Source organism: Muribaculum sp. An289 (assembly GCF_002159555.1).
GTDB classification, from domain to species: Bacteria; Bacteroidota; Bacteroidia; order Bacteroidales; family UBA932; genus Merdivivens; species Merdivivens faecigallinarum.
Genome location: NZ_NFIV01000005.1, coordinates 184,317 through 199,113, shown reverse-complemented (window position 1 = coordinate 199,113; position 14,797 = coordinate 184,317). Strand labels below are relative to the sequence as shown.

Here is a 14,797-nt window from a genome sequence, read left to right as displayed (position 1 = left end):
ATGTCTTGGTTTTTATATTCCAAGCGCTTCATCGATGTATGCTTTCAAGTCGGGCAAAGTGCTGCTCCACCGTCCGTACATATTGCACGGATGATAGGTGTTGATAATCACGACATCTTTGTCAAGGCCGTCGAGCCTCAAGTGACAGATATATCCTTCCTTGGCGTGGAATTCGGGAGTATCGTAGTCATATACCTCCTTGCGTCCCTTTCTTATTGCTTCTCCTGCAATGGTCCCCCAGACAAAAACAACGTCCGGCTTCAATTCCATAACGGTCTCCTTGAATGCCTCGAAGTCCCGCTCACTCACGGCATCCCTGCTGTGTGAAGTCGCTGAGGGAACGAAAAACTGGACATAGTTGGTAAAGGCCACATTCTGCCAGACTGTTGTGCAGTCAGTTCCTTCCGCATATCCGGACAGAAACTCGCCGAAGTTTTTGTATGCCCTGTACATTTCTCCCAATTCCCCGGCAGGAGCGTCAGAAAGGTTCAACTTCCTTGGACCATAATCCGGGCAGACAGTATCAAACCTGCTGCTGTCCTTTTTTACGATATCTGTACATTCCTCAAAATATTTGCAGTCTTCCCTATGGCTGCAATAAAAGCTGTCGCCGATGACCAGAACCTTTTTCCCGGCCAGACCGTCATTGTAATTTTTGCCCACAAAAGGCTTGAAGAATCTCTTTGTTGCCATATACTTCGATTTTAAGTTATTTGTTCATGTCGCATGATGACAGGAAATCCGCTATCGCTTCCGCAATCTTCAGCCCGGTCGCATCCTCGACCCAGAGCCACTGCCCGTTGGGATTACATTCCAGGAACACATATTCACCTGAAGGTGTGACGATGAAGTCAAAACATCCGAAATTCAATCCGAGACACCGAAGATATTCCCGGCATTTATCTGCAATTTTTTCCGGAAGATTGAACGCTGTCTGTTTCATCCCATGTTCATATCCCTGACGCCAGTCGATTTTTCCTGTATCGTCAGTGAGTGCCTGCGAGTCGATCCTGCATGCAAAGACTTTCTCCCCGACAACCGTCACCCGAAGCTCGAAATCCTTCTCGACATAGTTCTGGGCAAATGTCACTGTCTGTGTGAATGCCTCATCCGGCACATCGGCCAAAGATTCCGACGGGACTTTCTGCGAATAGAACACATAATCCTGCATATTGTCCTCATCCCAGATGTCATTGCTTTCTATAGGCTTAAGGAGCAGGTACGGGGATCTCTCTGCAAGGGCCATAATTGCCCGGCGGCTGTTGGAATAGCGGCTTTCCGGAAGATTGAATCCCACCTGATGCGCTATCCTGTATTGCAGCATCTTGGATGCGGCCGGACGGTCTCCGGCGATACTTCCTATGGACGGGATGTCTTTCAAGTAGTAGCGCAGGAAAACGAGGAAGCCGAGAGCCTCCGCGAGATTATGTTTGTCAATCTCGGGAGTGCTCTTTACCGGCAGTTCCTTCGGTTGCTCCGGACGTCTGTCCCATATCGCAGTGATTGCCGAGCCGCGGACTTCCAGACCGTTCTGAATGCACCGGATATGGAAGTCGCAGCCTCGGCTGTCATTCCACCAGCTGAATTCATAGTCGGTAAGGAGGGACTCCGTATTTAATCTGAAAAAGGGAATTCCTCTTTCAGTCAGTCTCTCAATCACTGGTGTCGGGTGGACATCTTCCTTGTTGGTGATGAGCAGAATCATTGATATTCAACAGATTAATACATAATTATTTAACGTTTTTTGAATCGTCAATTTCGTTTTTTCTATCAATCGAACCTCCTACTAAAGGTCCTCTTGGGTTCCATGAGGTCGGTTTGCCGTATTTTGCTGTGTTTCTGCTTTTCAAACTATAAGTTCCTACCGTCCTCATATTCATCTCCGATATCTGTGTCATCGGATCATAGATGATTTTACCTTCATCACTCATAATCTCGATAGGAGAAGGTCTCGTGCATCCCATAAGCAGCGGCATTACTGTGCCGGCCTGTGTCCTTGTCTGATTGTAAATCATGGCTTTTGTAAAATTAGTCTTGCCGCAGATGCCAGAGCGGCAGTGTTATCAATATGCAGAAAGCGTGGCACCGGAGCCTATTTTAGAATACGGGCTCTGGAAAGCCTCTGGAATAAAATAAGCAGCAGTCCCACGCCCATACCGAAACGGATATGACGTGAGAAGATGTCCGCTCATTCTCTTCCAGTTGAATTTTCCAGATTCGTATTCGAGAATAAACTTACACTCTCCGTGTTTGTCAATATGTCTTGCAAAATTAGCAAACATATACTTAATTGCAAAATAAGTTGCCTGCCGTCATTCCCGGTTCCGGCTGTGTCAGGCGTATGACTGCTGCGGGCCATTATTTTGCAAATATAAGACGGACATACGCCGCACTATGACAGAAGTTCATAGTTTTTCAAAATTTTGATAATAAATTAAATGGCATATATGAATTAGTCAAGACTTAATCTGACAATTGCGCATAAGAAGAGTATATTTGTAACATAAAAGCAGATTAAGTTATGACCACATCAGAAAAAGTCATCAAGAACAAGCTGGGACTGCTTAAGCTGTCCCAACAGTTGGAGAACGTGTCACGTGCCTGCAAGATTATGGGTTACAGCCGTGGTTTCTTGATAGATAATTAAATATCAGTTATTGTGAAGATGTATCTTACAGATTTTTCAGGAAGTCTTTGTAAGCATCTTTTGCAAGCTGGTTGATGTCCGGGAACAATAAAGCTTCAGATAGACCTTGCAGATAATGTTCCTGTACGTATTCCGCTAAAGATTTATGAATATCAATGCACCATATCTTCGGCAGACAGACAGATTGGCTGACATATTCTTCCATTGGCATACGGTCGTTGTTATATAGAATAAAGCATCCTTTCTGTGCGATTATATTGAGATTTGACCAGTATAAACTTTCATGTGTATATGGAGTGGCAATTCCCTTGAATTTGAGAGGGTTATCTATAAACATCATTTTGATAGCACACAATCCATCATCAGCAAAAGAATGTCTTTTCATCCATCTTGTATAAATTTCCATACTGTCAAGCAGCGGTTTATCTGCATGTCTTCCAGGGTATTTTGAGATAATATCTTCATACATGGCAGCACCGGCATCTAACCCATCGTTTAGGAACTCATCCATTTTTACAAGTTGATCTCCGTATTTGTCAGTATCAATATAGTATATAGAAAAAAAGTCATCGATTTCACTGTCTGAACATCCTGCTGACAGTCCTTTAGTTGCAAAATACAGTGCAGTTTTGTAGTCATGGGTAAAGTCCAGTAATGGGGTTGGCGCGGAATAATGCTGCAACAGGCCTAAATACAACAAATCTGTCGGTATAATATTCAAAGACTTGTAATAATCTGTAAGGGTGATATTGTTACGCAGACTCGTAATCATGGAATCCACCATAAGATTTATTGTGGAGTGGCGGCCCAGACCGTTGCAAATCCAACTGCGCTGAACAGACGTGTAAAGCTTGTACTTCGCTTCATTGACTCCTCTGAAAATACAGTTCGGACTGAATTCCAGTAATTTCTCAAGATGGGAATCCAATACATCTTTTGTATCTATTTTTATATGATAAAAAAATGGTGTCTTTTCTTCTAAAGATTTATATTCAGGTAGTTTCATAATTATTTATGCCACATATAATGGCAGTATTCAGTAGTATATGATTATTCTTAAATTAGTCAGGAATTGCGTAAGCATAAAATTTCTGGCCTAAAAAATCGCTTATCGCATTTGCGACAACTTTCATAACATCAAATCCAAAATATTCATTTCCAGTAAATGGTCTGTTTAATATCTGAAAATCTAAGATTTTTAATTTCCAGACTACATTCAAAACGGCAATTCTCTACCATACCCGGCTTGTTCCTCGCTAAGGACACGGATTTCCTTGTCTTGGTACAATTCGGATTGCTTGTTGAGTTTTAGGAGGATTTCTTCTCTTTTGACCGGATCCTCTATTTCGTTTTTGCGTTTGATGCTTAAATCAAGGAAATCCTGACACATATCGATGCCCAGGTATCTGCGGCCAAGCAGATTGGCTGCAATTCCTGTCGTACTGCTTCCTGCAAACGGATCAAGCACCCATGCTCCAGGCTGGGTGGACGCGAGGATTATCCTTGAAAGTACGCAAAGAGGTTTCTGGGTCGGATGCTTACCACAGTTTTTCTCCCACTTGGCTATAGCCGGCAGTGTCCACACATCACGCATCTGAGTTCCCCCGTTAATTTCTTTCATAAGCTCATAGTTAAAGAAATGCGGAGTTTTAGCCTCTTTGCGTGCCCAAAGAATATATTCAGCCGAATGAGTAAAGTACCTACAAGACAAGTTTGGCGGAGGATTTGTCTTCACCCAGGTCACGCAGTTAAGTATTTTGTAGCCCAGCCCTGTAAGATTCTTGGCAATAGAGAATATATTGTGGTACGTCCCACTAATCCAGATTGTTCCATTGCTCTTAAGTTTCTCTCTGCATGCCTTAAGCCATTCCCTATTAAACGCATGGTCCGCATCCTCTCCACGGGATCTGTCCCAATCTCCTTTGTTGACAGAGACCATTTTCCCACTCTGAACACTTATCCCGCCATTGGACAGAAAATATGGAGGATCAGCAAAAATCATATCGAACTTGAAATCAAATTTTGACATCAGTTCAATACAATCTCCCTGCAATAGCGTAAAGTTTTTATCTTCCGACTTATAGTATGCTTTCACCTTGGTATTATCTAAATTAAAACCCTCTCCACTACTCCACTTTCAAGGTCTTTGATGTTGTATAGATTCTCCAGCACATCAAATGTTTCTTTGAGATTACGCTTGGCCGTGTTCCATCCTTTACCGTCAGTAAACCATACAAACTCAAAATATGGAAGGCCCTTCGTCTCCAGAGTTATTGTCTTATAGCTTCTGGCCGTTTCATTTAACTTTGAGCCCTGACTTGAATAAAAATTAGTTTCAATACCATATATCTTGTCCGCACCTTTGACAACAAAGTCGAAACGCTTTTCTGCCTGCCCGTTATTTGATATTGATGACAAATCCACGTTCCACTTATCTTCAATCTCATGGATATACATCTCCTTGAAGTATGTCTCTCCTTTCACCAGGCCAGCTTTGACAAGGTAGCTTTCGACCAGGCTCTCCATCAGATGGCCGCCTCGGTTCTTACGCCCATTGGAGTCCAGCCCCGTCTCAACTCCGGTAACATAATCAATCAGGTTATGAATGATGTGGTTCTCCATCAGATCAAAAAGTCCTGTCTTGCGCATGAATACTTTATACTGTTCCAATGGATAAGAAAGCTTCCGGAAATTATAGCAGAATTCTCCGTCAGCATCCATCGCCTTAATCTCGGATTCTCTCTTAGCCAATAATATAGGAATACATTTAAGGACTTCCGGATACTTTGTCACAATCCTCTCAAACTCAGATTCAATATCCTTGCACCCTATCAAAGAATTAAGGATATTCAACTCTATTCTTATCGACTCTACATTGTTATAAACTTTCCCGAAGTCGACATAATACTTGTAATCAGCTATCGTTTCCCGAAAACCGGCAAGCCATTCATCAAAATCCCTTTTCATAGACTAATATTAGTTATCATTATTTCTGAAAGTTTACCTCTCCCTTTCGGATTAGCGTTAATCATTCTCGTAGCCTGCACTTTTCTGATACTGAATGTACTATAAACTTTATCAAAAAAGTCCTCTTTAGGATTCACGCCTTGAGGATCCGAATTGCTGGCCACAAACATTGCATGCTTCTTTGATATCTCAACACAGAATTTCCCTAAACGCTTCTGCTCATCATCATTAAATCCTTCTTTTGCATACGAGGTAAACGATGATGTCTCAGTCAACGGTTTATAGGGAGGGTCAAAGTAGAACAATGACTTATTTGAAGCATATTGCAATGTCTCCGAAAAATCGCCACATAATATTGTGACTTTCTGTAACAATCTGGAAACAGCCAATATGTTTGCCTCATCGCAAATTTTCGGATTGGCGTACTTTCCATGAGGGACATTGAATTCGCCCTTCGCATTCACTCTGTACAGTCCATTAAAACAAGTATGGTTCAGGAATATGAAAAGAGCCGCCATTTCTTCATTGGAAACAGCTTTTTGGTTAAAAATCTTTCTCTTTGTCAGGTAGAATGCTTTCCTTTCCTCATTATTCAGGTAGATGTAACTATCCTGATACTGTCTCAACACTGATATAAGATCTTGCGGTGTGTCCTTAATAACACGGTAGACGTTGATGAGATCCGGATTGATATCGTTAATCACTGCCTGAGATATATTTGAATACTTCTGCAATATCCAGAAAAGGACAGCTCCTCCTCCGACAAAAGGCTCGACATACACCGCATCATTAATGGACACAAAATTACCGGGCAAGGATTTTTCAATCTCTCCCAATAATTGAGTTTTCCCTCCGACCCATTTTACAAAAGGCTTTGCACAAATATTTTCGTCAAGCATCATCTGTGTCTCAATTTTCCAACAAAGATATTGCATGCTCTCAAGAAAACAAAAGAAAAAACAACCGCCATTTCAGGAAAAAGATAATAGCCATTTCGCGAAAATTATCAGCAACATTTGTAAACCCGGCCTTGCAAGAATTACCTCCCCCGGCTTGCGGGCCACGGATAACAGATACAAGACAAAATCAGTTTCGTCGGAAGAGGAAGGACCGGTCAGGCTTTCGCACGGCGGCGGATGACAAAAACATAAAGAAGCAGGATGACGTTCATCAAAAGAGCATAGATAATTGCGGGAATGGCCATCTCGCCGCTATTGAAAATGAATGGGGAAAACGCTATGGCGATGGCCTGGGCGGCATTCTGCATTCCGACCTCGATGACGATTGTGCGGCGGACGGCAGCGGTAAAACGACCAAGACGGGAAATCAGCGAACTGCAAAGCATTGCGATGAGTATCAACGCGCCAGCCGACAGACCGAGGACGGCAAAATTGTCCGCTATCTCTTTGGTATACTGCAAGAAAAACACCACGGCCAAAAACATCAAGGCCGGAAAAGCGGCTTTGGAGAGTACTTTGCCCACCTTTGCTGCGGCAACAGGACAGAAACGGCGGAAAACGGCTCCGGCAACGATAGGAACGAAAAGCAGCACCAGATTCTGAAGAAGCAGCTTTCCTACAGGCAGGGAAACCTCTATCCCGGACTGGTGCGAAATAAAACGGGAAGCCAGTTCCATGATGAAAGGCAGGGTAAACAAAGTAACCACGCTGCTGATTGCCGTAAGTGTCACGGACAAAGCCACATCCCCGCGCGCAAGCATGGAGAACACATTGGAGGAACTCCCTCCCGGACAGCAAGCAACCAACACCAATCCCATGAAATATACCGGGGCCAAATCCAGCGCCCAGGCTATTCCGAAAGCCAGCAGCGGAAGCAGCACCAACTGCCCCACCATCCCGGCCAGCACTGCATGAGGGTTACGGGCAACATCCGCGAACGACTTGACAGTCAATTCAGTACCAAGAAGAAACATCAGCACGACAAGTATCGGCATTACTATCCAGACCGTGTTCATTTCAAAATATCAGTTAACATCAGATGCAAATGTAATAAATATGAGCATTGACAAGGCTCTGGCGCTCGCGCAGACCATCGTGGCGATACAAATGACACAATCTAAAATTTCCTGCTCGAATCTACATTTGCGAAGGAATACAATCTAGGCGCACGGTCCGATTTAGTTGTTTTTTATATAACTTATTGTAAATCAAGAAATAATAAGACATGCACTTCAAAACAACTGTGGATTCTGAAGGGTTTGGAACACCCCGAAATCCACAGTCAGAAATTTTTACAACAGTATCAACCAACTGATTATCAGTACATATCACTGCATTTGGGTTAAGTCGGGGTGCGCTCTGAACTTTTCCGTTTTCCCTTTGACCGTCAATGTGATGGTGGGGGGCATCCTCCACTGCACGCCGGTTTTACTATATACAGGATGCCGTCAAAAACAGAACGCAGCGATATTTACAATTAATTATAAACAAATTTAAACAGCTTCTTATTGTTCCCGGGCTTACACAATTCCAATCCATACGTGGTTCCTAACCCTACACAGTACGAATCACACTATCGGGCCGGACAGCGCTAAAGCAAATCGCACAACTCCGAAAACCTCTCCAGCCTGACCAGCCGCGGATGCACAAATTCCTCCGTCTTCTCGTGCTGCCATGTGGTATGGAAAGGGATATAGGCTCCGTAGCCGCCGATTTGCAGGACAGGAGCGATGTCAGACTTGAACGAATTGCCTACCATCAACAACTCCGACGGCTCAATACCCAGAGACTCCACAACCATGCGGTAAGTGTTCTCATCCTTGTCGGAAACTATCTCGACATGCTCGAAAAATCTTTTCAGTCCGGAACGCTCCAGTTTGCGCTGCTGATCGAGCATGCTGCCCTTTGTCATCAGAACCAGCCTGAACGCGCTGCGACGGATCAATTTTTCCAAAGTCTCCGCGACACCCTCCAAAGGAACGGCCGGAATCCTGAGCAAAGAACGTCCTAAAGAATATATCTCGGAAATTTTCCCGGCAGGCACGCAATTTCCGCTCACCCTCAACGCCGTCTCAATCATCGACAGAGTAAATGCCATGGCCCCGTAGCCGAGCTCATCCATGTTCTTCATCTCGGTCTTGAAAAGTTCTTCCCGGATATGCCCGCACCCGCCGTATTCCGACAGAAGCGAACAGAATTTTTCCTCTACATCATCGAAAAACGGCTGGTTTTCCCAAAGAGTATCATCCGCATCGAATGCTATCGCCTTTATATCGTCCTTCAAAATCATATTATGTGTCATTTTCAAAAGTGACGGCAAAATTATGAAGTAATTCAGAAACTGTTTAAAATTTTTTCTCGGAAAATTTTAAACATCTTCTCAGATTTTCGGGAAAATTTTCCATCACAAACCTTATCTTTGCATTATCATGTATGCTGCATAGAACCTGTTGCATTAAAACTTAATGGTTTTGGAAAAATCCGACACAACACTGTTGATGGAACAGTTAGTCGTCAGTTCGGATGACGATTTGGAAATATGGGCGGGAATCACCGTAGGGTATGACGATGACAAGAACTTCGTCATAGAACTTGCTTTCGAAGACTATGAAGACAACAGCCGGAACAAGGTAACCCGCGCCGTGCTTGACAAACACAATACCTGCCTGCTGTGCGACAGGCTCGGCACGAGCATATTGAAACTGCCGGAAACCATCGCGGAACGGTTCAACGACCGGTACCCTTCGTATGTCCCGTCCCAAATCAACGCCGCTTTCGGCGAAATGCTTGATTTCCTGCTGTCGGAAAGAGTACGTTTCACAATACAAGATTGAAAACAAGGATATGCTGACACAGTTATACATTTTAGGATACCGAACGTAATCCGATATAATAATGACAGTTTTGCAAGGGAAACCATAAAATACCGTTTCAGAAACATCATAACAAACATAAAAGCTGACAAATATCCCGATATTCCCGATTACTCGGAACTTACCGGCTCCAAATTCAGCATCGGTTTTCTGGACAACGACATATTTTCCCGCTACAGTGACGAATTACTCAAATCATGGGCAAAACAGCAGAATACCCAATATGACCAAAATGACGTTTCCAAATTCTTCACAAACGCACCTTTCATAGATGTTGAGCATTATTTTTATTTCTACATTCTGCACCATGTTAACAACAGCCACGGGGAAAACACTGGGAAAATCATAGACCCATACCGGGAGAATAAAATATCCTCGATGGAAAAAGACTACTTTTCGACATCCGGGACACATGAATCGAAAATAAAAAAACTGCTGGAGCTCGGACTGAAAATCAAGAACTGCACAGGAGACCGGAATCAGGAAGAAAACCTCGGCAAATTGCTGAAGATGAACCTGTCGGCCAACTCCACGGATTTGAGCCAACTGTTCTGGGAACAGTTTTCCGAAGTAAGAGCGGCCATAGATGACAGTAAAGAGTTCTGGGCGGACTATGCATCGGATTTGGGCGGAACATCAAGAATAAACATACTTGTCGATAATTTCGGAATCGAATTTCTTTCCGATATAATTTTGGGATATTACTTCATCCTGAAAAAGGGCAGAGACACGGACATTGAAATAATATACCACGTGAACGAACTCCCTATATTCGTCTCCGATGTCAAATCCGGAGATGAAAAACTATTATTCGACATCCTGTCCAAGCTGACAGAGAACAATGAAGAATATACAGCCTTGTTGGATGATATACGCTCCTTTATCGGGACTAAACTCATATTCAGACCCGATTTCTTCTGGAACATGCCTGACAATTACAACATTGTATCTAAATCCGAATACAAAAACACACGTGAATTGTCTGCGATAAAGGATATTTTCAACGGTTCCAATCTCCTGATTGTAAAAGGCGACCTCAACTACAGGAGAATGGTAGGCGACAGAAACTACAATCCTAACAAAAAGATTGAAAGCAGAATCGGCTATATCAAGTGTCCCGTATTGATTATCAGAAGTTTTAAATCCGACTGTACCCTTCTCGGCAGAAAAGGCAGGGATTTTCTGAGAAACAAAAACATCGAACAGGACTGGCAAAGTAGCGGAAAATACGGCATCATTCAATATATAGATAATCACCGTTAGGGATGCCCTATCAGACTATTGTTGTCCTGCCGTTCAGAACAACAGCAAAAGAGGATGCATCCAATGACACATCCTCTTTTGCTTATTGATGACACAGAACGGCTCTCAGTCTGTACCGCAATGTCTGGCAGCGAGTTAGAAACCGTCTGGATTTTTTAATCAGAATGCGAAGGCACAGCGGACATTGCCGTCAATGTGCTTTGAGTCGCGGCTCATAGCCAGAACTCCCTCGTCATCTATATAATACCATTTGTTCGCATAGATAAGGGAAAATTCGCTGGATGTCCAGTATCCGTATATCTCTGTTCTGGTGCTGGAGGAGGTAAACTCTTCCTTGTCTTTGGCCGGAATCCCGGAAAGCCAGCTGTTCAGATTTGGAACCACGTCTCCCTGTTCAATATAGTCGTAAGGGTATTCTGTATTGGTCTGCTCGGCCGGATCAGCGAGTGCCGGGGCTTTACCCATGATTTGCAGCACGTCCCACCACTGTCCTGCCGATGGCAGGAACCAGTCGGTAGTATTGTCCGGAAGCGGCTCGGTGTTCCGCCAGTCCCTGACACCTTTAAACGCCTGGTACAATCCCAGCTCGTTAATCTCGGTAGCCCGTGTCGTCAGGATGGATTCTGTATTGTGCAGCCCGCTGATATCGGTGTATTGGTCTACTTTTGTCGCACAGTCCTTGACATCTTCTTCAGGATAGCCGTACTGTCCCCACCACGCAGCATAGTAGTAGCCTCCGTAGCATGGCGAATTGCGGACGGCAAGAGCAAGGGCATGGGCCTGCCCTCCCAGAGCTTCTTTCTCGGCATCACCTATGCGTGAGAGGTCTGTCTGGAACACGACACCTACACAGTGATGCTCGTCAAGCAGATAGGCCGCTTCGGTCGGAAGCAGATATCCGACACTGCCGTTATCCGTCGTGCAATAATAATCACCTAATTTTGCCTTATCGTAACCGTATTCGCCGCCATCCATGCAGTCAACCTGCGAATAACGCGTGTTTGGTTCGACTTTATCCAATGTCCTGCTGCCTCCGTAGGGGGCCGTACCGCATGAATAGAACCATCTGATATCACCGGAAAATCCGTCAGGCAGTATATAACGGAAGCTGCCGTCCTCAGCCTTGAACGGCATGAGGTTGCTTTGGTCTCCGACAGAGATGTTAATCTGCTCAAGCAATCCCTGAATGCGTGTGTTCTTACCATCGGTCAGAGTATATTCTACAGACGGAAGCAGCGAGAAAGAGGCATAGAGATGACTCAGCCGCACATCCAGTACAAGATTGCTGACAGTGGCTGTGCAAGCCATGAGGTCGGAGCGGCGATAGGCCTCCTCTGTCTGCTGGTCAGGCTGCGGCTGGAATGCCGCTTTCAGCCCTTCTATATCGTAGATGCCATCGGCTGCCGCATCATAAGGGTAATACACAATGAAAGTGGCGATTTCAGTTTCGGACCATGCCTGTTTTCCGGTATTTTCGGCCTGGGCCGTCTGAGTATCGAATTTCCAGGCCGCACCGTCATACACATAAGGCAGGTTGTTGGTACCTACAGGCTCTCCTTCACGGAGTATCAGGACACCGACACGGTCTCCCTGCTCAAATGCGAGTTCTGAACCGTTGTCCGCGGCTTTTGTCCCGGAATCCTCGATAAAATCGCATGCGCTGACACGGAGATGCAGAGTTCCGTCGGACTCTTGACTGATTTTGTCGGACAGTATGTCCTCGCTGCATGCGGTCATCAGAAACGCAGCAGCCAAAAAAGTATATAGCGAATAATACAGTTTCATGTCAATATAGTATTAGAAAGTTAAAACAGGACGGGTATAATTCATGTACATGTAGGAATTGGTACGACAGCGGTCCGCAAATGTCTCGTATGACATTGAGGCCCTGAAGTCTACAAGGGAGAAATCATCAGTACCCGACACGACGCTCATAGCCCAATAGGTTCCGAGATTGTTCTCACCGTCCATGTCCTCTCCGCCTTCAACAGAGAGAATTTTCTCGCGTATGACGTTGTGGTAGACTGAGAACAGCACATTAAATTCGCCGAAAGCCGGCAGGTACCAGCCGCTGCTCATGGCAGGGGCAGGATGGATATGGTGGGTAGCCGACCAGCAGGCCCAGAAGTTGTCGTAGGAGTACTCTGGCTGTTGCTCCATATTATGGGTTCTGGTGTATCCGGCAAAGATTTCCAGGTCTCCGTCCAAATCCGAGACATCTACCTTGTCAGTCCATCCGAAAACATTCCTCGGCTTTTCAGGGTCGGAATTCCTTACGGCAACAACATATCCGCGGACATCGGTAAGCTCCGCATATTGCTGTGAATCATGCTCGTTGCGCCCTGTGGCGAAAACGATGCCGATGCATTGCTTGCTTGAATTGAGTTCAGTGGACCATGTACCGTCCGCATAGTAATAATCACCCACCTGCGGTTCAGGAACATCCATGTATTCCGGTGTCAAGGTGACATCCGAACGGAGCCGGATCTGGCCGGTGTAACATTTGGCATCGGCATCGTAGCTGTATTCTTCAAGCAACTCCGCATAACCTTCCACCAACATGTCCACGAAAAACTTGTCGCCTGGAACCATGACACCTACTTCAACCTCGTTTCCGCCGGTAAGAGTCCAGGCCTCCCCTTCTTTTTCAATCGCTCCGTCGCCGCAAGCCGTAAGGGTAATGTCTTCAGAGGCGAAAATACGGAAAGAGGCATTGTCTCCATCGCTGTTTTCTTCATTGTCCTCCCATGTCATCGGTCCGTCAGGGAAAGCTGTCGTATCCTTCGGGGTAACTACGACCGTGGAGTCTTCATCGTCCGGAAAACGGTCATCCGGCAATTTCTCGGGATTGCACGCAGCCGCGAACATCATCACGGTAGAAACGGCGGCCGCAGTCAAAAGATCAAGTAATTTTTTCATAAAATTAATGTCTGTTTCCTGAGTTATTACGAAACGGTCAAAATGAATAATCAGCCGATATAACTCAGAACCTCCGTGGGGGTTTCAGCCGGTTAGCGATGTAAAAGTATAATATTTCCGAGAAAATGATAAATTTGCGGAAAATATGCTGACAAATGTCAGTAAATTGGGAAAATTGTCTATAAAAGCGTGAAAAGAACCGGCCTATGATGTCATTGAAAGAGTTGAAAAAATACTTGACCCATCGGGTTCCTTTTCCTGACAGGGAATTCGATGCCTTGATGAAAAAAGGAAAGGAACTGCGCTTCAAGGCCAGGATGCCTATAATAAAAACCGGGGACGTCGATGAAAACGTGTACATCGTCAGAGACGGAATGGTACGCGGCGTATTTTTCGCCAATGGACGGGAAAATACGATTTATTTCGCTTTTCCCGGGGATTTCGTTGCATCGACAGCATCGCTTAGCCTGGGTCTGCCTGCACAGATAACCATGGAGGCGTTTTTCGAGACGGTCGTGACAGTCATTCCGATGGCCGAATTTCTGAAAATGGCCGAGCGGTCGCCAGTTTTCATGCGCTGGATGACCGAGTGGTTTCTCGGGCAGATCTGGACTATCGAACGCAAACGGACGATTCTGGCAGGAGATGCATCCGAGCGGTACGATGCCTTAATATTACGGAGGCCCGAGCTGATACAGCAGGTACCCATCAAGGCAATCGCCTCCTATCTGGGTATTGCCGAGACCTCGCTGAGCCGCCTGAGGAATCCGAAGAACCGCTCATCAAAGAAAACCTCAAAATAAATTTTAAACAACTTCTCAGTAATCTCTGCAAACCCGGGAACATGATTTCCGACACTTAGCAGCCTACATTGTCCCGGGACTATACGGTACAAATCACGCTATCGGGTCCGGGCAGTACCGCCTTCTGCCGCAATCCTTGCAACGGGCCCCGCGCCAAATAGAATCGAAATGCTCCACGGGGCACAATGCACTTTTCACCCCAGCCACCTTCGACAGAACATTATCATAATGTTCCGGAGCAAGCACCTCGACCTCATCCCCATGCGACAGGATTTCCTGCTGAAAATCAAAGGTCGGTCTCAACTCACACTGGATAAGAATATATTTATCGGATAATTTTGCCATTTTTTAATTTATTACGATATT

Annotated in this window: 15 protein-coding genes and 1 pseudogene; 4 read left to right on the top strand and 12 right to left on the bottom strand. The window is 45.1% G+C overall.

Translation table 11 applies throughout. The features are described 5' to 3' along the window. Window positions 1–12 precede the first annotated feature (12 nt). From B5F83_RS05880 to B5F83_RS05870, 3 genes are read right to left on the bottom strand one after another with little or no spacing between them, the layout of a single operon-like run. Window positions 13–693: a hypothetical protein gene (locus tag B5F83_RS05880; protein ID WP_087277471.1), complete on the bottom strand. Its 681-nt coding sequence runs from the start codon at window positions 691–693 to the stop codon at window positions 13–15. 16 nt (window positions 694–709) lie between these two features. Further along, the gene (locus B5F83_RS05875) at window positions 710–1,705 is read right to left on the bottom strand and encodes an MvdC/MvdD family ATP grasp protein (RefSeq protein WP_087277474.1); all 996 of its coding nucleotides are present in this window, start codon (window positions 1,703–1,705) and stop codon (window positions 710–712) included. Window positions 1,706–1,730: 25 nt separating this feature from the next. Next, on the bottom strand, window positions 1,731–2,015 hold the full coding sequence (locus B5F83_RS05870) for a hypothetical protein (RefSeq protein ID WP_087277477.1): 285 nt from the start codon (window positions 2,013–2,015) through the stop codon (window positions 1,731–1,733). A 506-nt stretch (window positions 2,016–2,521) separates the two neighbouring features. On the opposite strand from B5F83_RS05870, the pseudogene B5F83_RS10550 reads away from it, so the two are divergent. After that, window positions 2,522–2,626, top strand: a pseudogene (locus B5F83_RS10550) (IS481 family transposase); the annotation flags it as partial. Window positions 2,627–2,672: 46 nt separating this feature from the next. Here B5F83_RS10550 and B5F83_RS05860 read toward each other — a convergent pair. From B5F83_RS05860 to B5F83_RS05835, 6 genes are all read right to left on the bottom strand, one after another. Continuing rightward, a complete protein-coding gene (locus tag B5F83_RS05860; RefSeq protein WP_087277483.1) occupies window positions 2,673–3,653 on the bottom strand; it encodes an FRG domain-containing protein in 981 nt (326 codons plus the stop codon). 210 nt (window positions 3,654–3,863) lie between these two features. Continuing rightward, a complete protein-coding gene (locus B5F83_RS05855) occupies window positions 3,864–4,742 on the bottom strand; it encodes a site-specific DNA-methyltransferase (RefSeq protein WP_239383832.1) in 879 nt (292 codons plus the stop codon). 11 nt (window positions 4,743–4,753) lie between these two features. Next, window positions 4,754–5,614 carry a type II restriction endonuclease gene (locus B5F83_RS05850; protein ID WP_087277489.1) on the bottom strand — a complete coding sequence of 287 codons (861 nt, stop codon included), beginning with the start codon at window positions 5,612–5,614 and terminating at the stop codon, window positions 4,754–4,756. Then, window positions 5,611–6,516, bottom strand: coding sequence for a DNA adenine methylase (locus tag B5F83_RS05845; protein WP_087277910.1), 906 nt, complete (start codon window positions 6,514–6,516; stop codon window positions 5,611–5,613). Before B5F83_RS05845 ends, B5F83_RS05850 begins: the two co-directional genes overlap by 4 nt. A 212-nt stretch (window positions 6,517–6,728) precedes the next feature. Beyond that, on the bottom strand, window positions 6,729–7,589 hold the full coding sequence (locus B5F83_RS05840; RefSeq protein WP_087277495.1) for a bile acid:sodium symporter family protein: 861 nt from the start codon (window positions 7,587–7,589) through the stop codon (window positions 6,729–6,731). A 575-nt stretch (window positions 7,590–8,164) separates the two neighbouring features. Beyond that, window positions 8,165–8,857 carry an HAD family hydrolase gene (locus tag B5F83_RS05835; protein WP_087277913.1) on the bottom strand — a complete coding sequence of 231 codons (693 nt, stop codon included), beginning with the start codon at window positions 8,855–8,857 and terminating at the stop codon, window positions 8,165–8,167. A gap of 214 nt (window positions 8,858–9,071) precedes the next feature. On the opposite strand from B5F83_RS05835, the gene B5F83_RS05830 reads away from it, so the two are divergent. Together B5F83_RS05830 and B5F83_RS05825 are read left to right on the top strand one after the other, a co-directional pair. Beyond that, complete coding sequence (locus tag B5F83_RS05830; protein ID WP_143822481.1) at window positions 9,072–9,407, top strand: hypothetical protein; 336 nt, start codon at window positions 9,072–9,074, stop codon at window positions 9,405–9,407. Between the two features lie 24 nt (window positions 9,408–9,431). After that, window positions 9,432–10,709: an ARMT1-like domain-containing protein gene (locus tag B5F83_RS05825; RefSeq protein WP_087277501.1), complete on the top strand. Its 1,278-nt coding sequence runs from the start codon at window positions 9,432–9,434 to the stop codon at window positions 10,707–10,709. A gap of 159 nt (window positions 10,710–10,868) precedes the next feature. On the opposite strand, the gene B5F83_RS05820 is transcribed toward B5F83_RS05825, so the two are convergent. Then, window positions 10,869–12,494 carry a fimbrillin family protein gene (locus B5F83_RS05820; protein WP_087277504.1) on the bottom strand — a complete coding sequence of 542 codons (1,626 nt, stop codon included), beginning with the start codon at window positions 12,492–12,494 and terminating at the stop codon, window positions 10,869–10,871. A gap of 12 nt (window positions 12,495–12,506) precedes the next feature. Then, window positions 12,507–13,628: a hypothetical protein gene (locus B5F83_RS05815; RefSeq protein ID WP_087277507.1), complete on the bottom strand. Its 1,122-nt coding sequence runs from the start codon at window positions 13,626–13,628 to the stop codon at window positions 12,507–12,509. Window positions 13,629–13,834: 206 nt separating this feature from the next. On the opposite strand from B5F83_RS05815, the gene B5F83_RS05810 reads away from it, so the two are divergent. Next, on the top strand, window positions 13,835–14,431 hold the full coding sequence (locus B5F83_RS05810; protein ID WP_087277510.1) for a Crp/Fnr family transcriptional regulator: 597 nt from the start codon (window positions 13,835–13,837) through the stop codon (window positions 14,429–14,431). Window positions 14,432–14,524: 93 nt separating this feature from the next. Here the strand turns inward: B5F83_RS05810 and B5F83_RS05805 are convergent, their stop codons facing one another. After that, entirely contained in the window at window positions 14,525–14,776 is a 252-nt protein-coding gene (locus B5F83_RS05805) for a hypothetical protein (RefSeq protein ID WP_087325271.1), read from the bottom strand. Window positions 14,777–14,797 lie beyond the last annotated feature (21 nt).